The 24,663-nt window shown below is 38.0% G+C and carries 28 protein-coding genes and 1 pseudogene; 24 read left to right on the top strand and 5 right to left on the bottom strand.

Translation table 11 applies throughout. The features are described 5' to 3' along the window. The first annotated feature begins 2 nt into the window (after positions 1-2). The 20 genes from cutC to U8519_RS04115 all read left to right on the top strand — a co-directional run bounded on the left by cutC (position 3) and on the right by U8519_RS04115 (position 17,630). Positions 3-2,555: a choline trimethylamine-lyase gene (gene cutC, locus U8519_RS04210; RefSeq protein ID WP_334329081.1), complete on the top strand. Its 2,553-nt coding sequence runs from the start codon at positions 3-5 to the stop codon at positions 2,553-2,555. A gap of 25 nt (positions 2,556-2,580) precedes the next feature. After that, positions 2,581-3,534 carry a choline TMA-lyase-activating enzyme gene (cutD, locus tag U8519_RS04205; RefSeq protein ID WP_334329080.1) on the top strand — a complete coding sequence of 318 codons (954 nt, stop codon included), beginning with the start codon at positions 2,581-2,583 and terminating at the stop codon, positions 3,532-3,534. Positions 3,535-3,585: 51 nt separating this feature from the next. Next, the gene (locus U8519_RS04200) at positions 3,586-3,942 is read left to right on the top strand and encodes a BMC domain-containing protein (RefSeq protein WP_334329079.1); all 357 of its coding nucleotides are present in this window, start codon (positions 3,586-3,588) and stop codon (positions 3,940-3,942) included. Continuing rightward, positions 3,939-4,370, top strand: coding sequence for a EutP/PduV family microcompartment system protein (locus tag U8519_RS04195; protein WP_334329078.1), 432 nt, complete (start codon positions 3,939-3,941; stop codon positions 4,368-4,370). The genes U8519_RS04200 and U8519_RS04195 overlap by 4 nt, the downstream gene beginning before the upstream one ends. Positions 4,371-4,385: 15 nt before the next feature. Continuing rightward, the gene (locus U8519_RS04190) at positions 4,386-5,528 is read left to right on the top strand and encodes a 1-propanol dehydrogenase PduQ (protein ID WP_334329077.1); all 1,143 of its coding nucleotides are present in this window, start codon (positions 4,386-4,388) and stop codon (positions 5,526-5,528) included. Next, positions 5,528-6,100, top strand: a complete 573-nt coding sequence (locus U8519_RS04185; RefSeq protein WP_334329076.1) for a hypothetical protein — start codon at positions 5,528-5,530, stop codon at positions 6,098-6,100. Before U8519_RS04190 ends, U8519_RS04185 begins: the two co-directional genes overlap by 1 nt. Further along, positions 6,087-6,923, top strand: a complete 837-nt coding sequence (eutJ, locus tag U8519_RS04180) for an ethanolamine utilization protein EutJ (protein ID WP_334329503.1) — start codon at positions 6,087-6,089, stop codon at positions 6,921-6,923. Before U8519_RS04185 ends, eutJ begins: the two co-directional genes overlap by 14 nt. 19 nt (positions 6,924-6,942) lie before the next feature. Beyond that, positions 6,943-7,245 (top strand): BMC domain protein, encoded by a 303-nt coding sequence (locus U8519_RS04175; RefSeq protein WP_334329075.1) that lies wholly within the window; start codon positions 6,943-6,945, stop codon positions 7,243-7,245. Then, entirely contained in the window at positions 7,239-7,502 is a 264-nt protein-coding gene (locus tag U8519_RS04170; protein ID WP_334329074.1) for a EutN/CcmL family microcompartment protein, read from the top strand. Before U8519_RS04175 ends, U8519_RS04170 begins: the two co-directional genes overlap by 7 nt. A gap of 14 nt (positions 7,503-7,516) precedes the next feature. Continuing rightward, entirely contained in the window at positions 7,517-8,143 is a 627-nt protein-coding gene (locus U8519_RS04165) for a cupin domain-containing protein (RefSeq protein WP_334329073.1), read from the top strand. An 11-nt stretch (positions 8,144-8,154) separates the two neighbouring features. Further along, the gene (locus tag U8519_RS04160; RefSeq protein ID WP_334329072.1) at positions 8,155-8,826 is read left to right on the top strand and encodes a BMC domain-containing protein; all 672 of its coding nucleotides are present in this window, start codon (positions 8,155-8,157) and stop codon (positions 8,824-8,826) included. A 26-nt stretch (positions 8,827-8,852) separates the two neighbouring features. Continuing rightward, positions 8,853-10,406 (top strand): acetaldehyde dehydrogenase (acetylating), encoded by a 1,554-nt coding sequence (locus U8519_RS04155; protein ID WP_334329071.1) that lies wholly within the window; start codon positions 8,853-8,855, stop codon positions 10,404-10,406. Between the two features lie 16 nt (positions 10,407-10,422). After that, positions 10,423-11,112, top strand: a complete 690-nt coding sequence (pduL, locus tag U8519_RS04150; protein ID WP_334329070.1) for a phosphate propanoyltransferase — start codon at positions 10,423-10,425, stop codon at positions 11,110-11,112. 12 nt (positions 11,113-11,124) lie between these two features. Next, positions 11,125-11,421 (top strand): BMC domain-containing protein, encoded by a 297-nt coding sequence (locus U8519_RS04145; protein WP_125565717.1) that lies wholly within the window; start codon positions 11,125-11,127, stop codon positions 11,419-11,421. Positions 11,422-11,520: 99 nt separating this feature from the next. Then, entirely contained in the window at positions 11,521-12,849 is a 1,329-nt protein-coding gene (gene nox, locus U8519_RS04140) for a H2O-forming NADH oxidase (RefSeq protein WP_334329069.1), read from the top strand. Positions 12,850-12,982: 133 nt separating this feature from the next. Then, complete coding sequence (locus tag U8519_RS04135) at positions 12,983-13,663, top strand: DUF4867 family protein (protein ID WP_334329068.1); 681 nt, start codon at positions 12,983-12,985, stop codon at positions 13,661-13,663. A 730-nt stretch (positions 13,664-14,393) separates the two neighbouring features. Continuing rightward, positions 14,394-15,371, top strand: a complete 978-nt coding sequence (locus U8519_RS04130) for a mannose/fructose/sorbose PTS transporter subunit IIA (RefSeq protein WP_334329067.1) — start codon at positions 14,394-14,396, stop codon at positions 15,369-15,371. Positions 15,372-15,402: 31 nt separating this feature from the next. Continuing rightward, positions 15,403-16,212 (top strand): PTS mannose/fructose/sorbose transporter subunit IIC, encoded by an 810-nt coding sequence (locus U8519_RS04125; protein ID WP_334329066.1) that lies wholly within the window; start codon positions 15,403-15,405, stop codon positions 16,210-16,212. A gap of 18 nt (positions 16,213-16,230) precedes the next feature. Next, positions 16,231-17,142 carry a PTS system mannose/fructose/sorbose family transporter subunit IID gene (locus U8519_RS04120; RefSeq protein ID WP_334329065.1) on the top strand — a complete coding sequence of 304 codons (912 nt, stop codon included), beginning with the start codon at positions 16,231-16,233 and terminating at the stop codon, positions 17,140-17,142. A 107-nt stretch (positions 17,143-17,249) separates the two neighbouring features. Next, on the top strand, positions 17,250-17,630 hold the full coding sequence (locus tag U8519_RS04115) for a DUF956 family protein (protein ID WP_334329064.1): 381 nt from the start codon (positions 17,250-17,252) through the stop codon (positions 17,628-17,630). A 69-nt stretch (positions 17,631-17,699) separates the two neighbouring features. Here the strand turns inward: U8519_RS04115 and U8519_RS04110 are convergent. From U8519_RS04110 to U8519_RS04095, 4 genes and pseudogenes are all read right to left on the bottom strand, one after another. Further along, positions 17,700-17,822 (bottom strand): annotated as a pseudogene (locus U8519_RS04110) (sodium:proton antiporter); the annotation flags it as partial. A gap of 41 nt (positions 17,823-17,863) precedes the next feature. Beyond that, a complete protein-coding gene (locus U8519_RS04105) occupies positions 17,864-18,586 on the bottom strand; it encodes an ABC transporter permease (protein ID WP_334329063.1) in 723 nt (240 codons plus the stop codon). Then, positions 18,583-19,437, bottom strand: coding sequence for an ABC transporter ATP-binding protein (locus tag U8519_RS04100; RefSeq protein WP_334329062.1), 855 nt, complete (start codon positions 19,435-19,437; stop codon positions 18,583-18,585). Before U8519_RS04100 ends, U8519_RS04105 begins: the two co-directional genes overlap by 4 nt. A 112-nt stretch (positions 19,438-19,549) precedes the next feature. Further along, positions 19,550-20,548, bottom strand: coding sequence for a LytTR family transcriptional regulator DNA-binding domain-containing protein (locus U8519_RS04095; protein WP_334329061.1), 999 nt, complete (start codon positions 20,546-20,548; stop codon positions 19,550-19,552). Positions 20,549-21,100: 552 nt separating this feature from the next. Here U8519_RS04095 and U8519_RS04090 point away from each other — a divergent pair. Both U8519_RS04090 and U8519_RS04085 read left to right on the top strand, forming a co-directional pair. Continuing rightward, positions 21,101-21,838: a CPBP family intramembrane glutamic endopeptidase gene (locus tag U8519_RS04090; protein ID WP_334329060.1), complete on the top strand. Its 738-nt coding sequence runs from the start codon at positions 21,101-21,103 to the stop codon at positions 21,836-21,838. Positions 21,839-22,191: 353 nt separating this feature from the next. After that, positions 22,192-22,437, top strand: a complete 246-nt coding sequence (locus tag U8519_RS04085) for a hypothetical protein (RefSeq protein WP_334329059.1) — start codon at positions 22,192-22,194, stop codon at positions 22,435-22,437. On the opposite strand, the gene U8519_RS04080 is transcribed toward U8519_RS04085, so the two are convergent. Beyond that, entirely contained in the window at positions 22,360-23,190 is an 831-nt protein-coding gene (locus U8519_RS04080) for a DUF5067 domain-containing protein (protein WP_334329058.1), read from the bottom strand. The genes U8519_RS04085 and U8519_RS04080 overlap by 78 nt on opposite strands. 228 nt (positions 23,191-23,418) lie before the next feature. Here U8519_RS04080 and U8519_RS04075 point away from each other — a divergent pair, with 228 nt between their 5' ends. Together U8519_RS04075 and U8519_RS04070 are read left to right on the top strand one after the other, a co-directional pair. Next, entirely contained in the window at positions 23,419-23,634 is a 216-nt protein-coding gene (locus U8519_RS04075) for a hypothetical protein (protein WP_334329057.1), read from the top strand. Positions 23,635-23,734: 100 nt separating this feature from the next. Continuing rightward, the gene (locus U8519_RS04070) at positions 23,735-24,613 is read left to right on the top strand and encodes a cation diffusion facilitator family transporter (RefSeq protein ID WP_334329056.1); all 879 of its coding nucleotides are present in this window, start codon (positions 23,735-23,737) and stop codon (positions 24,611-24,613) included. Positions 24,614-24,663: the final 50 nt, after the last annotated feature.

The following is a 24,663-nucleotide window of genomic DNA, read 5'->3' as shown; positions in this document are numbered from 1 at the left end:
AGATGGACGTTAAAGAATTTTCAACTAAACTCGCCGCAGCAACACAAGATCTAAGCCAAGAAGAAAGAAACGCATTGATGAAGATGTTCGCATCAGTTTCTGATCACATCGAATCATCAGATGGAGCTATCGTCGCTGGTCAAGATCATGTAGACGATCAAACAGATTCAGAAGTTCCAAATGGAATCACACCAAGATTGAAAGCTTTGAAGGAAAATTACTTGGATCAAGTACCTTCAATCACAACTTATCGTGCACGTGCCATTACTAAGATTGCTAAAGAAAATCCTGGTATGCCAAAGATCGAATTACGTGCTAAATGTTTCCGTTACTGTTGTGAAACAGCACCTCTAGTAATTCAAGACAACGAATTGATCGTTGGAGCACCTAATGGAGCACCTCGTGCCGGTGCCTTCTCACCAGATATTGCATGGCGTTGGATGGAAGACGAAATCGATACAATCGGTACTCGTCCACAAGATCCTTTCTATATCTCAGATGAAGATAAGAAGATCATGCGTGAAGAACTCTTCCCATATTGGAAAGGCAAGTCAGTTGATGAATATTGTGAAGACCAATATCGTGAAGCCGGTGTTTGGGAATTATCAGGTGAATCATTCGTATCAGATTGTTCATATCACCAATTAAATGGTGGTGGAGATTCAAACCCAGGTTACGACGTAATCTTGATGAAGAAAGGTATGCTTGATATTCAAAACGAGGCTAAAGAACACCTCGAAAAATTGGATTATGAAAATCCAGATGATATCGAGAAGATCTACTTCTACAAGTCAGTTATTGATACTACTGAAGGTGTAATGATTTACTCCCGTCGTATGTCAGAATATGCCGCTGAAAAAGCTGCTAAAGAAACTGATCCAAAACGTAAAGCTGAACTTCAAAAAATCTCTGAAGTTACTGCCAAAGTTCCTGCTCACAAGCCTGAAACATTCTACGAAGCAATTCAAGCTGTATGGACAGTTGAATCATTGCTAGTTGTTGAAGAGAACCAAACAGGTATGTCAATCGGACGTGTTGATCAATACATGTACCCATTCTTCAAAGCAGATCTTGAATCTGGCCGTATGAACAACCGCGAAGCCTTTGAACTTGCTGGTTGTATGTTGATCAAGATGTCAGAAATGATGTGGATCACAAGTGAAGGCGGTTCTAAGTTCTTCGCTGGTTACCAACCATTCGTTAACATGTGTGTCGGTGGTATTACAAGACAAGGTCAAGATGCTACTAACGACTTAACATACTTACTAATGGATGCCGTAAGACACGTTAAGGTTTACCAACCATCATTAGCATGTCGTATCCATGCACATTCACCAAGAAAGTACCTCAAGAAGATCGTTGACGTTGTTCGTGCCGGAATGGGATTCCCAGCATGTCACTTCGATGATACACATATCAAGATCATGTTAGCTAAAGGTGTATCGATTGAAGATGCCCGTGACTACTGCTTGATGGGTTGTGTTGAACCTCAGAAGTCAGGTCGTCTATATCAATGGACATCAACAGCTTATACACAGTGGCCAATCTGTATTGAATTAACTCTTAACCATGGTGTTCCACTATGGTACGGCAAGAAAGTAACACCTGACTTAGGTGACTTGTCACAATACAAGACTTATGACGAATTTGATCATGCTGTTAAAGAACAAATCAAGTACATTACAAAATGGACTGATGTTGCAACAGTTATTTCACAACGTGTTCATCGTGATTTAGCTCCAAAACCATTGATGTCAATTATGTATGAAGGTTGTATGGAACATGGTAAGGATGTTTCTGCCGGAGGTGCAATGTACAACTTCGGACCTGGTGTTGTTTGGTCAGGACTTGCAACATACACAGACTCAATGGCAGCTATTAAGAAGTTAGTCTTTGATGATAAGAAATACACATTGGATCAATTGAACGAAGCTTTGAAAGCTGACTTCGAAGGATTCGATCAAATACGTACAGATTGCTTGAACGCTCCTAAGTATGGTAACGATGACGATTATGCTGATCTTATTGCAGCTAACTTGATCAACTTTACTGAAATGGAACACAGACACTATCACACATTGTACTCAATCTTGAGTCACGGAACATTGTCAATTTCAAACAACACACCATTTGGTCAAATGACTGGTGCATCAGCCAACGGTCGTAAAGCTTGGGTTCCATTATCAGATGGTATCAGTCCAACACAAGGTGCAGACTACAAAGGCCCTACAGCTATTGTTAAGTCAGTATCTAAGATGGCAAATGACAGTATGAACATTGGTATGGTTCACAACTACAAGATCATGGCTGGATTGTTGGATACACCAGAAGGTGAGGAGAGTTTGATCACATTACTTAGAACAGCAAATTCTCTAGGTTGTGGACAAATGCAATTCAACTACTTGGATAACAAGACATTGATCGATGCTCAAAAGCATCCAGAACAATATCGTGGCTTGATCGTCCGTGTTGCTGGATACAGTGCCTTCTTCGTTGAACTATGTAAAGACGTTCAGGATGAAATTATTAGTCGTACAATGCTAACGCAATTGTAGATTTTAGAGCTGGAGATGAGAAAGTATGATTGATACACAAGAAAAAGAACGGATAGAAAGACAGGCCTTTGTTTTCAACGTACAAAAATATAGTCTGTATGACGGCCCGGGAATCCGAACCATCATCTTTCTCAAGGGTTGCCCACTACGTTGCAGATGGTGTGCTAATCCCGAAGGCCTTAATCGTAAATTCGAAGTAATGTACAAGGAAAGCATTTGTAGTCAATGTATGGCCTGTGTGGAGGCTTGTCCAAAGGGCATCCATTACATTGATGAAAATGGTAATCACCAAGTACGCCGTGACATTTCATGTGACGGTTGTCGTAAATGTGAAGAGGTTTGTCCTATGAGTGCCCTTCATATCACCGGGGAGATCAAGACAGTTTCTGAATTGATGAAGATCGTTCATGAAGACGATGCTTTCTACGAAACATCTGGTGGTGGTGTCACATTAAGTGGTGGTGAGTGTACTTCTCAACCTGATGCAGCACTAGCAATTCTCAAGGCCTGCAAGGAAGACGGAATCAACACAGCCATCGAAACATGTGGACACAGTCGCATGGATCGTTTGATGGAAATGGCAGATTACATTGACCTATTCCTATTTGATATGAAGCACATGGATCCAGTTAGACATAACGAATTAACAGGTATCAGCAACGAAAAGATCCTTGCCAACTTGAAAGAATTATTCAAGAGAGGATACAACGTTAAAATCAGAATGCCTATGTTGAAACAAGTTAATGATAGTCATGAAGAAATCCAACAAATCGTTGATTTCTTGATGCCATACAAAGACTTGCCAAACTTCCACGGTATCGATTTACTTCCATACCACAAACTAGGAGTTGCCAAATATGGTCAACTAGGTATCGATTATCCAGTTAAAGAAGATCCAAGTTTGTCAGACGCTGATTTGACAAGAATCGAAGGATGGATCAAAGAATACGATTTTCCAGTAAGAGTTGTTCGTCACTAGACAGAGGGTGTTAGATTTCAAAAGCCCGTTTCAAAGGAAAGGAGGATTCCCATGGCAGTGGATAGCAGAGAAGAAACCACTCAACGTATGATTGAAGAATCAATTCCAGGTAAGACAGTTACCTTGGCACATGTGATTGCTTCGCCGATTCAAGACGTTTATCAAGCACTAGGCATCGAAGAAGAAGGAGCCATTGGAATTCTCAACGTATCACCCTTTGAAACAGCAATGATTGCCGCTGATACAGCTGCCAAAGCAGCCGATGTCACAGTCGGATTCTTAGATCGTTTCACAGGTTCAGTAGTTATCTCAGGAGATGTTCAAAGCGTTGAAGTCAGTTTGACCGAGGTTCTGCGAGTATTCAGAGATGTGCTTGGCTTCGAAGTTGTCGGAGTGACGAAAACATGAGGCCTAGAGTGATGCTCGTTGGACCAAGGTTGAGCGGTAAAGCAACGATTGCTACATATTTAGAGCAATCAAAGGTGCCACTTAGAAAAGTTGACAATATTGTTTATCGCAAAGAGACAGTTACTGTACCAGATAATTACTTAGAATGTCCCTGGATGTACAACCACATCATAGCGTTACAACAGACAGCCAAATGTGGATTGTTTATCCAACCAATGAAAGCTCTGAAGAATACTTATCCACCGAACTTTGCGAAAGTTTTCCGAATCCCCATATTCGGAATCATAACTTATCACGATTCATACACAGAGGATGATTATTCATACGCGGAACATTTGTTGATGGATACAGGGATCAAACAAATAAATGCAATTTTAAATCTGGATGATCCAGAAGAATTTAAACAGTTGAGTGAATTATTAAATTAGAGAGGAGGCGAAAAAATGGGAAGTTTCAAAATGCCTACAAAGATTTATTCGGGACATGGCGCAGTTGATAAGATTCGTGACTTCGGTATCAACCGAGCACTCGTTATCTGTGACCCATTCATGGAAAAGTCCCACAAAGTTGACAATATCACCAAAGTATTTGATGAATTGAAAACACCATATGCAGTATTTTCGGAAGTTGTACCTGATCCAAGTATTGATGTTGTTTCAAAAGGAATCGCTAAAGCAATCGAGATCGAACCTGATGCAATCATTGCTCTAGGAGGCGGCTCCGCATTGGACACAGCTAAGTCAGTTAGACATATTTATCTCGGAGTTAAAAAGGATAAAAAAATCCAACTGATCTGTGTACCAACTACTAGTGGTACTGGTAGTGAAGTTACATCTTTCGCTGTAATCTCTGATCCTGCTAATAACGGGAAGTTTGCATTGGTTGATGAATCAATGGTTCCTGATATTGCAATATTAGATTCAGAATTTACATTAAGTGTACCTGCTAGTGTAACTGCTGACACAGGGATGGACGTATTGACTCATACATTGGAAGCCTACGTTTCAACTGATGCCACAGATTTTACAGATGCCCTTGCTGAAAAGGCAATGCGCATTATCTGGGAAGATCTAGTAGATGTCTACAAAGATGGAAGTAATGCTGAATTAAGAGAGAGAATTCATAACGCATCTTGTTTAGCCGGAATGGCATTCAGTGAAGCATCGCTTGGTATTAGCCACAGTTTAGCTCACGCTCTAGGTGGTCGATTCCATATCGCTCACGGTAGATGTAACGCTATGTTGTTGCCATACGTTATCGCTTATAACGCTGGTTTGGACCTACCAACAGATGATCAACCAGCATTAGCCAAGTATCAACAAGCAGCTAAGATGCTCGGAGTTCAATCGGGAACAGCCAAGACAACTGTTACCTTATTGATTTCCAGAATTCAAAGAATGTCCAAACAAATGAACATTCCTAAGACGATCGAAGAATGTGGAATTGATGAAGCAGAATTTATGGAAGCAATTCCAGATATGGCTGCAGCGGCCATGAAGGACAAATGTACACTTACAAATCCAAGACAACCTAAGAAGGAAGATCTCGAAGGGTTGTACAAGAGAATTTGCAGAGGTGGATTCTAATGCATTTCATAACAGAGCAAGACATTCAATTTGAAAACAGAAAAGCACCATTATCCAAATTCTTTCTTGCCTCTGACGATCGATTAACACCTGGAGCTCGACAATATTTGATAGATCATCAAATAAAAGTAGTTGATTCTAATTCCAAAGTTGATTCAGTAGCGACCACAGTAGCGGACGTTGCTAAAAAGACTGAGGAATTGAATCACAACTTCCAATTGTTGGAATTAGAACTTCAAGATGCAGCTTTAAAAGCAAATGAAGTCGATCTAGCATCAAGCCAGCGAATCTTTTCACTGTCCGAGATGCCTGTGAAAATTCAACAAAACCAAGTAGTTGATTCATTAGAAGAAATTGTTCCAAGTAAGGAAGGACAATCTCAATTGAATAAGCAAAACCTCCTTACACCACAAGGGAAGATCTTGATCAAATTGAAACGCAGCCAAGTGTTTGCCGAAGATTTGAAAGATAAAACCACAGATTCCCAGAGTGATTCATTGGACAGTTTGATTCAATGCATCGACAACGAAATCCATTTATTGATAGGAGAAGGCCATGATGGTAGCGAATGATATGCAAAAATGCGACGAGCTGGTAAACCAATTCGAACAAGTAATCAAAAAGCCTATTAAGAGTAAGACAAAGACTTATTACACTGGAGTCGATTTGGGAACAGCCTGCATTGTATTAGTAGTAATGGATGAAAATTATCAACCCGTCGCTGGGGCATATCGTTACGCAGATGTTGTCAGAGATGGAATGGTAGTCGATTACATCGGTGCTATTACGATAGTTAGAGAATTAAAAGAAAAGTTAGAAGAACAACTTTCCACAGAATTGATTTATGCAGCATCAGCAATTCCTCCAGGGACTGATACTTTGGATGGAGGAGCGATTAAAAATGTTGTCCAAAGTGCCGGATTTGAACTTACCAATATCTTGGATGAGCCAACAGCGGCAAATCTAGTATTGAATATCAAAAACGGAGCAGTTGTTGATATCGGTGGTGGAACTACAGGTATCTCAATTATCAAAGATGGAAAAGTTATCAAAGTGGCTGATGAAGCTACTGGTGGAACACACTTGACCTTGGTAACAGCTGGATCGTACAAACTTCCATTTGACCAAGCTGAGTTGTTCAAACGCGACCCTAAGAATCAACCTGAATTGATCACAGTTCTAAAACCTGTGATTGAGAAGATTGCATCGATCATTACCGAACAGATCGACGGATACGATGTCGATGGATTGTACCTAGTAGGTGGAACGGCTTGTCTCGGTGGACTTGAAGATATCATCGAAGCCAGAACTAAGATTCCAACGTTCAAACCGGCCAATCCAATGTTTGTTACACCATTAGGAATCGCCTTAAGTTGTACGGATCAATTAATGTAAAGGATGAGGAGGAAACACCATGGACTTAAGAATTATCAAATCACCTGGCGAAGGAACACTTGCCATATTGAAGCGTCGTAAAGGTTCAGGACCTAGAGAAGAAATCCCAACTCCTGATGCAGTTGGTCTAGTACAAGGCAAACTGATTGAAATGGTTTGTGCAGCAGATTTGGCTGAAAAAGCCGTAGGTGTAACTGTTGAAGATATTCGTGGGTCATGTCCACAAAATATGATTATGCTAGCGATCTTTGGTGACACCGCATCAGTAATATCAGCAATGGAAACCATTCAAAAGGGAAGCAAGGCTCAAGAAGAATGGTAACAGCGAAACTAGTCGATAATATCTGGGCAACCAGAAAATCCGAACAGTTAAACGGCTTGAAGCTAATGCTTGCGGAATTGATCGGCGGCTCCCGTGATGGGGAACGATTAGTAGTCTGCGATGTAATTGGCGCAGGAATCGGTGATCGTGTGATTATTACCACTGGATCTTCTGCAAGAAGAATGCTGGGAGATGATGCGATTCCAGCTGATGCGGCCGTAGTCGGAATTATTGATGAAAATTGCGAATCTGTATAGGAGAGGGCTAGGCTATGAAAAAATTGATATGTGCTGACGATGTTACGAAGGCACACGAACAAGGCACTCAGACGATTTGTATTGATAGTAAGAACACCATAATTACTCCTTCAGCAAGAGATATGGCAGATACGTTAGATCTCAAGTTTGAAGAAGGAGCACCTAAAGAAGAGAATTCTCTGAATGTTGCCTTACCAAAAGATTTGACTAAAGAGACACTCGTGGAAATGCTAAGAGCAATCTTAGCTGGAGATACAGCTAGTGATAAACCCTATATTTACAAGAAGCATAGTAACGGCTTAAAGACCGTTGATGGTTCCAGCGTCAAGATGGATGTGTTCGAAACAGGAAATCCAGATGCAAACGTTCATTTTCAGGAAATTATTAGTAAAGAAGAATCTCATATAAGTGCGGGATTCCTGGAAATCGACCATTCACATTTTGACTGGGAATTAACTTATGAAGAAATCGATTATGTTATCGATGGAACATTAACAGTTGATATCGATGGAACAACTTATACAGCCACTGCTGGAGATGTTGTCTTCGTACCTAAGGGCAGCAAAGTAACATGGGGATCACCAGATAAAGCAAAGATCTTCTATGCAACGTATCCAGCCAACTGGGCCGATTTGGTCTAAAGGAGTAAGCGATGAAAGCATTAGGATTAGTAGAAACCCATGGTTTGATTGCTTCGATCGAGGCTCTCGATGTCATGTTGAAAACAGCAGAAGTACAGCTACACTCTAGAGAGTTTGTCAGAGGCGGATTAGTAACAGTCACAGTTGTTGGCGATGTCGGCGCCGTTAAGACAGCTGTAGATGCAGCTGATTCTGCAGTCAGAAATCTCGGTGAAGAATTACTTTGTTCAACTCATGTAATTCCAAGACCTGATGGAAGTATCGAGGGATTGTTTCCAAAAGGACCCGAAACAATCAGATCAGACGAAGATGATGTAGAAGAATTAATGAAAGAAACAGAAAACCAAATAGACGAGGTCAAATCCAGATCGAACCAAAACGATTCGGATGTAACTGATAAACATGATGAAGTTGATTCAGAAGAGCAATCGGCAGAAGAAGCAAACCCAACAGAGGATGTTTCGACAAATAATCCAACTGACAATGCGGATTCGGCAGATGTTCCAAAGACTGAGACTTCTGAAGGTGGAATTACTGAAGATGAATTAAAGAACATGAAGGTAGTCGACCTACGCAATATGGCTAAAAAGCATTCGGATTTTCCGATAGCTAGAAAAGATATCTATCGAGTCAATAAAGAGAAGCTTATTAAGGCATTGTTCGACTACTTTAATAAAGATTGACCTGAGGAAGTAGAGGAGTATCAGTAATGAATAACTTTGACAAGGATTTACGCTCAATTCAAGAAGCACGTGATTTAGCAAGAGCAGGACATAAGGCAGCCGTTGAAATGTCAACTTTCAATGAGACACAAGTTGATGCCATTCTTGAAAGCATGAAGACAGCCGCAGAAAAATTCTCCGTTAGCTTAGCTAAAGCAGCCGTTGATGAAACTGGTTTTGGTAAGGTAGCTGATAAAGCATATAAGAACCATGCCGCATCAACATTGCTATACGAACAAATCAAAGACGAAAAGACAGTAGGGATCATTCATGAAGACAAAGAAAAAGGTCTTCTAGATGTTGCTGAACCAGTTGGATTAGTTCTTGGTATCGTACCTTCAACTAACCCAACATCAACCGTGATCTTCAAAGCTATGATTGCCTTGAAATCAAGAAATGCTATCGTCTTTGCTCCACATCCAGCTGCTGCTGAATGTACAAAGAAAGCCGCTGATATGATGAATCGTGCAGCCGTTGCTGCCGGAGCACCAGAAGGTATCATCAGTTGTGTTGGTAACTCAACAATGGGTTCAACTAACGAATTGATGCACGCTAAAGAAGTTAAATTGATCATCGCCACAGGTGGTCCTGGTATGGTTAAAGCCGCATATAGTTCTGGTAAACCAGCCATCGGTGTTGGTGCTGGTAATTCACCAGCTTACATCGAACGTAGCGCTAACGTTAAAGATGCAGTTGCCAAAATCGTTGCAAGTAAGACTTTTGATAACGGAACAATTTGTGCTTCAGAACAATCGATCATCTGTGAAGAAGCCAATAAAGCTGAAGTTATCAGTGAATTGAAAGCTAAGGGTGCTTACTTCATGTCACCTGAAGAAACAAAGATGGCTACTAAAGTTCTCTTCAAGAACGGTGGACACGCAATGAATGCTAAATTCGTTGGACGTACTCCACAAGTTATTGCTAACGCAGCTGGCTTCACTGTTCCATCAACAGCAACATTGTTGATCGGGGAGCAAGGCGGAGTTGGTGAAGGTTATCCACTTTCATACGAAAAACTTACAACTGTTCTTGGATTCTACGTAGTTAAGGATTGGGAAGAAGCTTGTCATTTAAGTATCGACCTATTACAAAATGGTATTGGTCATACAATGAGTATTCATACTAATAACCGCGATATGGTCTTGAAGTTTGCCGCTAAACCAGCATCACGTATCCTTGTAAACACTGGTGGTAGTCAAGGTGGTACAGGTATCAGTACTGGCTTGCCAATTGCCTTCACACTAGGATGTGGTACTTATGGTGGAAGCTCTGTATCAGAGAATGTTAGTCCTAAACATCTTCTTAATATCAAAGAAGTAGCATATGGATTAAAAGATGTAACAACATTGGTAGAAGACGATAAGTCATTCAACCATCCAGAATTAGTTGATAGTTTTGGAGCAGATGAAGATTGTGAAGGTTCAAGCTGTCAAACAGCTCCGGCATCACAACCAGCAACTGCTAAGAAGGACTTCTCAGATGATGATTTGAAACAATTGTCAGATGTAGTTCGCAAAGTATTATCACAAATGAATGCTTAAGGAAAGGTGGGTAATAATGGAAGATTATGAAGAATTATTAGGTACGCTTCTTGAGAAATTAAGCCCAAGTAGTAGCAATGCTGCTAAGATAACTAATTCAGCAGCAACTACAACAACGGCATCTAATGATCAAACAATTCCAGTAGGAATTTCAAATAGACACATTCACCTTTCTCAAGATGCATTAGATAAGCTTTTTGGAACAGGCTTTCAACTTACTAAGTTGAAAGACTTGTCTCAACCAGGTCAATACGCAAGTAAAGAATGCGTTATGATCTGTGGACCTAAAGGGATGATCAATAAAGTGAGAATCTTAGGTCCAGTTCGTCCCCAAACTCAAGTAGAGATCCTACAAGGAGACTCATTCAAACTTGGAGTTAAAGGAGTTCTCCGTCTGTCAGGCGACTTGAGTGGAACTCCAGGGATCACAATCATTGGACCTAAAGGTTCACTTGAAATTCCCGAAGGTGTGATCGTGGCCAAACGTCACATTCACATGCTTCCAGAAGAAGCAGCTAGATTCGGTGTTACAAATGGCGAATCAGTTGCTATCAAGTTTGATGGTCCAAGAGGCGGTACATTAACAGATGTTATTATTCGTGCTAAAGCGAATTCTGGCTTAGAAGTACATATAGATACTGAAGAAGCCAATGCACTAGGAGTTACACCAGGTACAAAAATCAAAATTATTAAGAGTGAAAATTAGGAGGAATAAAAAATGAAATCAGATGCATTAGGTATGATCGAAACTAAAGGATTAATCGGTTCAATTGAAGCAGCGGATTCTATGGTAAAGGCTGCTAACGTAACACTTGTAGGTAAAGAAAGAGTTGGCGGTGGTATCGTCACAGTTATGGTTCGTGGAGATGTTGGTGCCGTTAAAGCAGCTACAGATGCCGGAGCAGCAGCTGCACAACGTGTTGGAGAATTACTATCAGTTCACGTAATTCCTCGTCCACACGCAGAAGTAGAATCAATTTTGCCACACACAAACGCAGCAGTTACAGAAGACTAATTTAAAAATTCAAATTAAGAAGCTGACCGGATATCATTCGTAGATGGTTCAGCTTCTTTTTTCTTAACTTAATTATCGATGAATTAAGCAGGTGAAAAAATGAAAACAATCATAATTGGTTCAAATCACGCCGGCATCGCTGCCGCAAATACTTTGTTAGACAATTATCCAGATCAAGAAGTAACGATGATCGATCAAAATAGTAATCTAAGTTATTTAGGATGTGGAACAGCGCTCTGGGTCGGACGTCAGATCGACTCGTATGAAAAACTGTTTTATACCAAGAAGGAAGATTTTGAAGCTAAGGGAGCCAAGATTTATTTAGAGACATCCGTTTCAAAAATCGATTTCTTCACTAAAAAAGTCTATTGCAACACACTTGATGGCAGATCATTCGTTGAAAAATACGACAAGTTGATTCTGGCAACTGGTTCTGTTCCAATCAAACCCAATATTCCTGGAGCTGATTTAGATAACATTCACTTCCTCAAGTTATTCCAAGATGGTCAAGTGGTCGATAAATTACTGGAACAATCCAATATTCGTAATGTTGCTGTTATTGGTGCAGGGTATATCGGCGTCGAGATAGCTGAAGCCATCAAACGTCGTAACAAAAAGGTTCTATTGTTCGATACAGCCGATCGTTCGTTGTCGAGTTATTATGACAAAGAATTCACTGATAAGATGGACGAGAATTTGATTGAACATGGGATAGATGTCCATTTTGGTGAGCGTGCTCAAGAATATAAAGGAACTGAGAAGGTCGAAGCCGTTGTTACTAACAAGGGTGAATACCCAGTTGATTTAGTAATCAATGCTATTGGATTCTTGCCAAACAATTATCTTGGTAAAGATCATTTGGAGTTGTTCCGTAACGGTGCTTACTTTGTTGATAACCATCAACAGACATCTGACCCGTCAGTTTATGCTGTTGGTGATTGTGCAACTATTTACTCCAACGCATTAGAAAAGACGACCTACATTGCACTAGCGACTAATGCTGTTCGTTCAGGAATCGTAGCTGGACACAATGTCGGTGGAACCAAGCTCGATGCTACTGGTGTTCAAGGTTCAAATGGTATCTCTATCTTTGGCTTGAACATGGTGTCAACAGGAATATCAGTGGCGGCAGCTGAGAAAAATGGCTTTAAGGTCTTACATACGGATTTTGAAGATCTACAAAAACCAGGATTTATGAAGGAAAACGCAGAAGTTAAATTGCGTATCGTCTATGATGCTGACAATCGTCGAGTTTTAGGTGCTCAAATGTGTTCAACTGCCGATATTTCAATGGGAATACACATGTTCTCACTGGCAATAGAACAAAAGGTGACGATCGATCAACTTAAGTTGTTGGATATTTTCTTCCTACCACATTTCAATCAGCCATATAATTACATTACAATGGCAGCACTGAACGCTAAATAGTGTTGATATATCAGTGTTTATAACCCTTTTACAATTAATTGATATACTCAAATTAGACTTGACTAAAACGTTTTCAAATGTTAGATTATGTTTGAAATAAACAACAACAAACAGTAAAAGGGGAATGCGTTTAATGAGTACATACGAAGATTTTCAAAAATTAAATCCAGATTATAAAATATTAACGATCGATGATCCTGATTTTAAGAAGTACGGAACCGTTTATAATGATTACGATATTAGTGAAATCAATGACTTTATGAATGATAAAGTTAAAATCTCCAGTCCAGGTAATACTTATGTGCCTTCTAATCCTGATCTTGAAGCAATTCCTACTATTCAAGAGATCGGTACAGATGTTTTTGCTGGTATGCCAATTGAAGCTGGTGAGTGTACAGGACAATCAACAAGTTTTACAGCAATTGAATATCATCAAGGAAGTGAACTAAATATCTTCCAAACTGACGTCATCATGGTTTTAGGTAAACGCCAAGTATTAGATACTAAGGGATTGTACAGCCCAAGTGAAGATGGACAAATTTTCTTTGTTCCAGCAGGTACAGTCGTTGAATTTTACAGTGATACACTTCACTATGCTCCAATCAAAGTACACGATTCAGGTTTCAAGTTTATCGTTATGTTGATTGCTGGTACAAACCAAGAATTACCTTCAGACTTCAAGAGCAACAATCCTCGTATTGTTAAGAAGAATAAGTTCCAAGTTGTTGATCCAAGTAGAAAAGACAAAATTGCTATTGGTGTTAAAGTAGGCTTAACAGGCAAGCTAGTAACAATGAAACCATTAGCTGAATAAAAGTGTTACAAAAGATAATCAAATAGGTCCAGCATTTATTCGTAAATGCTGGACCTATTTTTATTGAACAAAAAGTATGCGATCATCGAATTATTTTGATTTGGTATTAATTGAACTTGATAATAATAATTTGTAGGATATATTTTTAACAGGTAGTTACCACTTTCAGGAAAATAAATGGTAGTTACCAATTGTGAAAAATGATTTTTTTGGTATAACCGCGATATAACAGCATTTAAACCGATAAACAAATTGAAAATCTGATTTAGAAATCTATTCATGATGATGATCTTATGCAAAAATAAATAAATTCTTAATAATTTGAACAAAAATATGAAAGAATGTTTGAATATCTGTCTTTTCAATTTTTCTTAATGTACGCTATTGTTTTAACCGAACATTAACAAACTTTGGTGCATACCGGTTCTACAAAGGATGATATGCTTGATTTATCGCGGTTTGGAACCTATAAATAATTCAAATGTAACTCCAAAAACCGAATATTTTTTGTTTAATCAATTAGCAATTTGTGTGCCAATTGAATTTTTTTGTTTAAAGTGGTGTTTTTTTTCTGAAAAAATGATATTATGAAAGGGTTCACATGAAGGGTGAGCTCATTAAAGCGTTTTAATTATGAAATAATTCATTTTTATTTTTGTGTTGGAGTTACCATAAGGTAGCTTATGTAAGCGCTTTAATACATATACAATTTATATAAGGAGGATTAAAGATGGTAGGGATTATCATTGCTAGTCATGGTGAATTCGCCAAGGGTATCAAACAATCCGGTTCAATGATTTTCGGTGAACAAGAAGATGTTCAAGCCGTTACATTGATGCCTGATATGGGACCTGATGACTTAAAAGCAAAGCTTGAAGAAGCTATTGCAACTTTTAAAGATCAAGACCAAGTCTTGTTCCTAGTCGATCTTTGGGGTGGTACACCTTTCAATCAAGTTAATGGCTTGTTTGAAGCACATAAGGACAAGTGGGCAATCGTCGCCGGCTTGAACTTACCAATGTTGATCGAAGCATATGCTTCACGTCTATCAATGGAAAGTGCACAAGAAATTGCCGCACATATCATTGAAACAGCAAAAGAAGGGGTTAAGGTTCGTCCAGAAGCTCTTCAACCTAAAGAAGAAGCAAAGGCTGCTGCACCTGCTGACAACTCTGCTAATGCTGGTAGACCTGGATCATTCGATTACGTCTTAGCACGTATCGATTCACGTTTACTTCACGGACAAGTTGCTACTGCTTGGTCAAAATCAGTATCACCTACACGTATCATCGTTGTATCTGACGCTGTTGCTAAAGATGATCTACGTACTCAATTGATTCAACAAGCTGCACCAGTTGGTGTTAAGGCTCACGTTGTTCCAGTTGACCAAATGATCAAATTAGCAAAAGACGACAAGCACTTTGGTGGTCAACGTGCATTGCTATTATTCGAAACACCACAAGATGCATTACGTGCTATCGAAGGTGGAGTTCCACTTAAAGAACTTAACGTTGGTTCAATGGCTCATTCAGTTGGTAAAGTTCAACCTAACAAGGTTTTGGCTTTCGACCAAAATGACATTGACACGTTCAAGAAGCTTGAGGATAAGGGTGTTAAGTTTGACGTTCGTAAAGTCCCAACAGATTCAAAGGACAATATGGATGCAATCTTAAATAAAGCTCAAGAAGAATTAAATAAGAATAAATAATTTTTAGATATTTTATGGAGGGTTAATACTTATGCAATTAAATGCTATTCAAATTGTATTAGTCGTTCTAGTATCATTCCTAGCTGGTATGGAAGGTATTCTTGATGAATTCCATTTCCATCAACCAGTTATTGCATGTACTTTAATCGGCTTAGTTACAGGTAATTTAGTACCTTGCTTGATCCTAGGTGGTTCATTACAAATGATCGCTTTAGGTTGGGCTAATATCGGTGCTGCCGTTGCTCCTGATGCTGCTTTGGCATCTGTTGCTTCTGCAATTATTTTGGTTCTTGGTGGCGAAGGTAAGGCTGGTGTTACATCAGCTATTGCTATCGCTGTTCCACTTGCCGTTGCTGGTTTGTTACTAACAATCATCGTTCGTACAATCACAACTGGTATTGTTCATATCATGGATAAGGCTGCTGAAGAAGGTAGTTTTAGAAAGATTGAAATGTGGCAAATTATTGCTATTTGTTTACAAGGTATTCGTATCGCTATCCCTGCAGCATTGATTCTTGCTGTTGGTGCTGGTCCCGTTAGAGGAATGCTACAAGCAATGCCTACATGGTTAACTGATGGTCTTGCCGTCGGTGGTGGTATGGTTGTTGCTGTTGGTTATGCAATGGTTATCAACATGATGGCTTCTAAGGAAGTATGGCCATTCTTCGCAATTGGTTTCGTTCTAGCTACAGTTACAGATCTTACACTTATCGCACTTGGTACTATCGGTATCTCACTTGCCTTGATTTACCTAACTCTTTCAAAGAGCGGTGGTTCAAACAACGGCGGTGGCGGTTCAAACACCGGTGATCCAGTTGGCGACATAATCGATAATTACTAGGACGGAGGAAGAATAAAAATGGCAGAAGAATTAAAGTTATCTAAAAAAGATCGAATCTCCGTTTGGTGGCGTTCAACTTTCATCCAAGGTTCATGGAACTACGAACGTATGCAAAACGGTGGCTGGGCATATTCATTGATCCCAGCACTTAAAAAATTATATACAACTAAAGAAGACCGCGCTTCAGCATTGAAACGTCACTTGGAATTCTTTAATACTCACCCATACTTAGCCTCACCTATTTTAGGTGTTACTATGGCTCTTGAAGAGGAACGTGCCAATGGTGCTCCTATTGACGACGTTGCTATCCAAGGTGTTAAAGTTGGTATGATGGGTCCTTTGGCCGGTATTGGTGACCCTGTGTTCTGGTTCACTGTTAAGCCTATCGTTGGTGCCCTAGCTGCTTCACTTGCTATGACAGGTAGTATCTTAGGACCAATCATTTACTTCGTAGTATGGAATGCAATTCGTATGGGATTCATGTGGTATACACAAGAACTAGGTTACAAAGCTGGTTCTGCTATCACAGAAGATATGTCTGGTGGTGTTCTACAAGACATTACTAAAGGTGCTTCAATTCTAGGTATGTTTATCCTAGGGTCCTTGATCAACCGTTGGGTTGTTGTTAAGTTCACACCTACTGTTTCAACAGTTAAACTTGACAAGGGTGCTTATATTGATTGGGCACATCTTCCAGCAGGCGCACAAGGTATTAAGGAAGCTCTTATTCAACAAAAAGCTGGTCTATCATTGACAGCTCACAAAGTTACAACATTGCAAGATAACTTGGATCAATTGGTACCAGGTTTGGCTGCTTTGCTTCTAACATTGTTCTGCATGTGGTTACTAAAGAAGAAAGTTTCACCTATCGTTATTATTCTTGGACTATTCGTAGTCGGTGTTCTTCTACATGTTGTTCACGTTATGTAATAATTTAATTGAGCATTTGGCTCCTTTTGGATGGACTCTTATGGGTTCATCCTTTTTTAGTTGTATAATGTTAATAATTATTTATATCAGAGAATGGAGTGGATTAGATGGTCCAATCGATCAACACGAAGGCTGATCTTGTAATTGACGGAACTTCACATATGGGCTTGTCAGAATATGGCAAGATCATGATTGGTGATAAGGGATTTGAATTTTATAGCGATCGCGATAAGAAGAACTTTATTCAAATTCCTTGGAATGAGGTAGATAAAGTGATCGTTTCAGTTATCTTTAAGGGTAAGTGGATACCTCGTTATGCCTTTAGAACTAAGAAGAATGGTCTCTTTACATTTTCATCTAAAGATCCTAAGAAAGCTTTGCGAACAATTCGTAAATACATTGATCCCAATGACATAGTACAATCTCTAGGATTCTTTCAAGTGCTTAGTCGTAGTTTAAAAAATATTTTTACTAAAAAAAATAAATAGACGCCAATTTGGCGTCTATTCAGTCTGATGGCTTCCAATTTCAAAATTGGAGGCCATTTTTAATAATTATTTTAATACCTCAACTGAGATGGGAACAGAGGTTGCGGCAAAGATAATGCTAATAAAAGGACTCTCTTTCATACCTAAAACGTAAGTTAGTGCGACTGGAACGATTATACCAAGAAAACCAATATGTTATATATATCTTTTAAAAATTGCATATAGTTATGTGTTTATTCAGAATCCAGACCGTGCTTAGTATAAGCGTAGATAAAAATCAAAATGCTTAAAATTGTCCATACTGTTAGAACTGCTATATCTTTGAAGTTTGGAGAATAAGTTTTTGTCAGCATATCATTTATAAAATTAATGAATGTTCCTGAATATGTGAATGAAGTGATTTGCGCAACAGTTTTGTTGATCATCTGAAACATCGGCGTCATAGTAAATGTCAAAAGAATTGGCATACTGATATTACCAGCCTGCATTTGGTTTTTTGAATATATACCGATTATGTAACCGATCAAGATACTGATTAATCCGCATAAAGTTGTGTAAATCATGTATATTGGCCAATCAATTTTATTCATAGGAATCCCAGCGACTGGTACCAAAATAATGTTTACGATAATTATTATAAGAATTGATGGAATAATACTACCGATTACAAATTCGGTACCATTGACTGATGACGTCATCAGAACTCTCAATGTGTTCTTTTCCTTTTCTTCGGCCAATGGATAGCTCCCCATCATAATTCCACCCATTATTGCATTGAATAATACTCCAAATCCTAGTAAAAAAGCTCCAGTCATAACCGCCTTAGGCATCGATATTTTCATTATAAGAACGAATCCAATGGCCAGTAATGGTGCAACCATAATAGATACATTGGTGATGATTGATTGTAATTTCAATTGTAAAATAGCATTTATTTTTCTAAGCGATAAGTTCAAATTAGGTTCCTCCCAGTGACTTCTAAAAAGACGGTTTCCAATGTTGGTTCACATGAATGAATAGTTACTAATTCATTGCTAGTCATCCACCAATTTATCTTTTGCACAGTTTCTTCAGATTGTGATAAAACCAGTTCTTCATTATTTTTCAATAAAATTTTATAGCGTTTTTTCTTGTTGTGATTTAGTCGTATTTCTTGAGGAGTTCCTGTTTCAACAATTTTGCCGTCATTTAATAATGCTAAGTGGTCACAAAGTTTTTCTGCTTCTTCCATATTGTGGGTAGTTAAAAAAATTGCCGTTCCTTTATCTCTCAATTCTCTAATCAGTCTATGAATTTCTACTTGAGTACTAGGATCTAAGCCACTGGTTGGTTCATCTAGAAAAAGTACTTTAGGACTATGGAGAACCGCACGTGCTAAAACCAGTCTTTGACGCATTCCCTGAGATAATTTGCCCGCATTCTTTTTTCTATCTTCAAATAATCCAACTTTTTTGAGAGTTTCATCAATTTTAGAAGTCTGAACATTTAATAGTTTACTGAATATTTCTAAATTTTTGTATACTGATAATTTGTCATATAAACCACTATTATGTGTAACGATGCCTATTTGTTCGTAGATGTTTTCGTTTATTTTGTCTGTGGAAACATTAAGAACTGATGCGAAACCAGAACTTTGTTTCATTTGTCCCGTAAGAATTTTTATAGTAGTGGTTTTTCCAGCTCCTGAAGGTCCTAGAAATCCAAAAATTTCTCCAGCTTTAATGGTGAAATTTAGATCTCTCAAAGCTTTTTGATCTTTAAATTGTTTAGATATGTGTTGAACATTTATAATATTGGATTGTGTCATTGATTTCTCCTTTACGTTTTATGTGATTTATATTAGGAGAAAAGATGGTGTATGTATTAAAAAATTGCCCAACTGTGTCAGGTAATCTCTGAGTTGTACATTGTTTTTACCGTTATGACTCAATTAATTTACGAAGTTCTTCCACCTTGGTTCGTGACAACGGAAGCTTTTCTTTGCCTGGTCCCTTTAATATCAGTGTGTAGCTATTCCGAGAATAACTAATAAGTTCAGATATTCTTTGTAGGTTGACCAAGTAGGAACGATGGCAACGATAGAATCCGAAGCGTGTTAATTTTTGTTCTAAATCATTCATTGTTAGTGCAGAAGGATAATATTCGTCACCAATCCGAATGTTACTGACAGAATTGATACTTTCAATGAAATCTATTTCATCAGGACTGAAGAATATTGTTTTATCAGCCATCTTACAAGCTATTTTAAATACATTTCTAGGTTTGAACTTATTGATATTAACATCATCAGCATTATTATCACTTGTTTCAGCAATATCGGTTTTTTCAAGGCCACTTTGTACGTTATAACGATAAACGTCATCACTCAAAAGCAATAGTTCTTCCATATAGTTGGACGTAAACATAATCGTTATTCCTGATTTTCTAACAAAATCGACTGATTTTAAATATAGCTCAATTCCTTCATCATTAAGATTGGTCAGAGGACTTTCAATTAATATAAGAATTGGAGAGGCAACAAACATACGAAATAGACTTATTCGCTTTCGCTGATTATTCGATAAGTATTTAATTTTTTTATTCCAAATATCTTCAATTGAAAATTCTTGCAGGTAATCTGCAAGCGATATGTCAACGTTAGAAATTCTTTGGAACAGTTTGATATATTTTTTTACTGTAAGTGATTCATACAAACCATCATCACTCAATTCAGAAACAATTAATTTTTTACTTCTGGTAATTGATCCGCTGGATATAGGGATATTCCCTTTAATTAATTCAAATAATGTTTTTGTGGCAGCTGATGATATTTTGATACCGATCTTAGATTTATCATCGATATCTAGAGTGAAGTTTTTGAGTTCTATTTTATCATCAGTACGTTTTGTGACATCGTTCATCGTAATTATTGGCATCATATAGTTACTCACTTTCTAAAATTACATAATTGTTACATTAATTATATAGTTTTAATATCTTTCTTCGATATTATTTAAATACAAATTTGTCGACGGATACAAAAATGAAAATATTTCAGATAACAGATACTCTTTTAACACCGCGCAACTTTCGCGTGTCTGAACATCGAGAAGTTAGTAAATGTAGTCAGTTAAACGAAGAGAATATCCTTACTTTTTTATTATCCGAGACAAAAAAGAAGACAAACTTATGATTTACTTATCGATAAATCTAGTTTGTCTTCAGTCTGAATAGACACCGATAGGCGTCTATTATTTTATATATTTATTTTATGATCATTTTCATGACCGACTTGAAAGAATCATTGAAGGGTGAGTACTTTCAAGAAGAATTAAAGATAATTAATGGGAGGTACCGAAAGATAGTGGTAACGACCACTATCTTTCGACATTTATAGAATACTATATCGAACGCGTTCCATGTCAAGTTATTTTTAAAAATAATTAAAAATGTTAAGATTAGTCAAAAAAGAGAAAGTGGCGATAGGTATAATGAAAATTATAAAATCTTTGCCTCTGAAAATATTTGCAGTGTGGCTGATCTTCCCGGTCATGTTATATGCCGCAGTGTGGGTTATTCCAACGCGATTATCATCAAATATCAAGCAAGGATTAGCTGATCTCTTAGTATTTTTAGCGGCTTATTTTTTGAATTATTTATGGTTCCATCAAAAAATTCATTGGTTCAATTCAGATAGACTCTTTGATCAATTTAGTACAGCTTTACCGACGATCATTTTTGTTGCATACTCAAGTTTTGCAATGTTTTTTGTAAGAGATATGACATTTCAATTTGAAATCGTGTTAATGACGATATTAGTCGGTTTAGCGGAAGAGTTTTGCTTCAGAGGACTGTTGATACCATTGTTCTTGAAACAGTTCAGAGGCAATGCTTACAAAGCCGTGATCGGTTCAAGTATCTTGTTTGGGCTAATGCATCTGATCAATCTTAAGAGTATTTCTTTTGGTTATGTATCTATCCAAGTTATTTTTGCCATTTCCTTCGGACTGCTCCTGGGTGCCATCTACGTTAAAACGAATAATTTGCTACTTGTAGTGGCTTTGCATATGCTTAAGGACGTATTCCCATTATTATCACCAAGTACGCTTAGAGAGGCAGCAAAGATGCAATTCTCGATGTTGTCTTTGATTGTTTGCATAGTGTGGTTGATTTTAACGATAGTTATTGCTCGTAAGCAGACTAAGGGGTTGATGATAGAGTCTTATTAGGATTGATTAGGATGTTTCTGGATGTCGCTTCGGTTCAGCAGTAATTCCATCTGTGACAGGAACAATTTGAGCCGTTTGCATAAACCACAAATCAAGAAAGACGTCCAGTGCTGTAAATATGGAATACCACCGTATTAACACCATTTTTACCACGGATTCCATTACTGCTAACTTCCAGCTGAATAATATATTAGATTGTTAAAAAAAGCCGCAAATCACAGTGATTTGGATAGTATTATTTATCCATTTATCGTGATTTGCGGCTCTTTATGATTATTTATAAAATATGATTTAATGCAAAGTAGTTACTAGTTTACTAGTAATAATACGGATTTAGCTGAGGGCGGACAACAATGGAATCCGCCGTAAAAGTGTTCCTAGCGATTTATCGCTTAGAACACTGGACGACTTGGAAGACTACAGGCTTCCAAGCGAGGTCGAAGACGAAGACTGAGACCGGTCCACGGCAGATGGAATTGTTGTCCACCCTCAGCGGCAACAACAACACCCACAAACAATTATTATTTCAATTTAAATGGCTGCATAGTATCCATCAAATCGTTAGTTTTGATATTTCTGAAGTACATGTTCACATCTGAGTCAGTGTTATCGACTTTGACCAATAAAGCACCGTCGAAACTCTTACCAGGTTGAACTTGTTGCGTATTAGTTGCATTGATCAAGTCGGCGTAATCACCAGTAGCAGAGGTAGGTTCTAGTTGCTTGTCGTCTTGCTTCAAGATGATGTAATTGGCTTGAACTTGTTGTGGTACCTGAGCTGTTTGAGTCTTGTTAGTGTAATTGTATTTAACTAGTAGTGAAGCTTCGCCATTAGCGTTTTTTACTAACTTAACATCGTTGGATAATTTGAAAGTAAACCAATCGGTATCATAACTTAATTTGTTATATGTACCAGCATTATTGATTGAATCGTCCTTGGAATCATTCTTTTGTTCGTTATTGTTAGTATCGTTTGTTTCATTTTTTGCTTTCTGTGCTTCTTGTTTTTCAGCTTTTTTCTTTTTAGCAGCCTTTTTGGGCGTCTTTTTCTTACTAGATTGCACTTTTTCAATGTTGTTTGGTTCACTAGTAGTCTTCTTGGAAGCATTGACACGCCAGATGATGACACCTGCAGCAATGACTACGATGGCAGCGATGATCATTGAAATAATAAATGAGTTTTTCTGATAAAACGGCATGTTTTGACGGCGTTTTGCACCCCGAGCAGCCCGGCTGGAGCCGGTTATATTGTTACTGCGTGATTGTTCACGTTGTTGTACGTTACGTTGAGATCTGCTCGGTGTATTGTTACTACGTTTATTACGATTTTCCCTATTAGTACGTCTATCCATTATTTTCTCCCTAAGATACGTATCTAAAATAACTAAACACATTTAAGTAAACGATTTACTATTAATAACAATAATATCATATTTTTTTTTAGGGAAAATAAGAACTATCACTCAAAAATTATTTTTAAAAGAATTTGAGCAAAAGGTGTTGTATCGTCCTCTAGAAAGTGGTATAAATATCTGGTCGAAACATCAGGGGTGTTTATCATTTTATAAAAGGGGGTCACAATGATGTTGTTTTTTGGTAATCATGGCGATTATGAAGTAACATGCAAATTCTTAGATAAGACAGGCCAACGTATTGCTAAGAAGCGCATTTGTCACAACGTTTCTAAGAGAGAAGCCAGTGACAGTATGAGAGATTATGTTACTAACAGATTCTCTGATATTATTGATGTAGCTCATCCAATCAAAGTTGTAGCTAAGCCAGCTGTGACTAAGTAAGGAAAACATTTGAATATATAGTAAGTCGAGTGTCAGATCGGCTTATTTTTTTTGCATTTTTTTTGAAAATGGTAAGATGTAGGCAAAAGGAAGTGATGCCATGGATCATACAAAAATCACTGGAAAAAGATTCTTAGCTGTCACTACATTGAACTTAATAATTACTGTTGCGGAATTCCTCGGTGGTATTATCTCAGGAAGCTTGGGACTGCTATCTGATGCAATACACAACCTGGAAGATTCCATTTCGATCGTTATTTCGTATGTAGCTAATGTCATTGGTCGTCGTCACAATAATTCTGAAAAAACATTTGGTTACAAACGTGCTGAAATATTGGCGGCCTTCGTTAATTCGAGTGTTCTAATGGTTATTACGGTCATGATGATCATTGAGTCGATCCGAAGATTTCAAACTCCTCAACATATCAACGGGACGTTGATGATGATAATTTCGATTATCGGATTGTTGGCTAATTTGATATCTATGTTGGCACTGTGGTCTGGATCAAAAAACAATTTAAATATCAAGGCAACGTTTTTACACATGCTATCTGATACATTGTCGTCAGTCGGTGTTTTTGTAGCCTCGATTTTTGTCACATTGTTTAATTGGAACTGGGTCGATCCGGCAATAACGATTATTATCGCTATATGGCTTCTTAAAGAAGCTTTTGACGTTGTTAAGGAAACTATCAATATTTTGATGGAAGCTAGTCCTGAGATCGATTTAGAGGCTGTTAAAAAGGTTGTACTGACTGTACCTGATGTTGTAGGTATCCATCATGTACACGTCTGGATGATCGATGAGAATTTTATCATTCTCGATGCACATATTAATGTTCGAAAGAAATGCAACATGGATCAACTAGAACTTGTTTACGATCAGGTGGATAAGTTGTTGAAAGAAAAATTTGATATTTCTCACGTTACCTTACAAGCTGAATGTACACGAGGACTGGATGAACCAATGATCGATTAAATTTATAAATAAAAAATGAATGAAAATCAATACGAGATTTTCATTCATTT

The organism is Companilactobacillus sp. HBUAS59699, from assembly GCF_036913575.1.
Classification (GTDB): Bacteria; Bacillota; Bacilli; order Lactobacillales; family Lactobacillaceae; genus Companilactobacillus.
The sequence above is the reverse complement of the archived record's forward strand: the minus strand, read 5'-3'. Positions and strand labels throughout refer to the sequence as shown.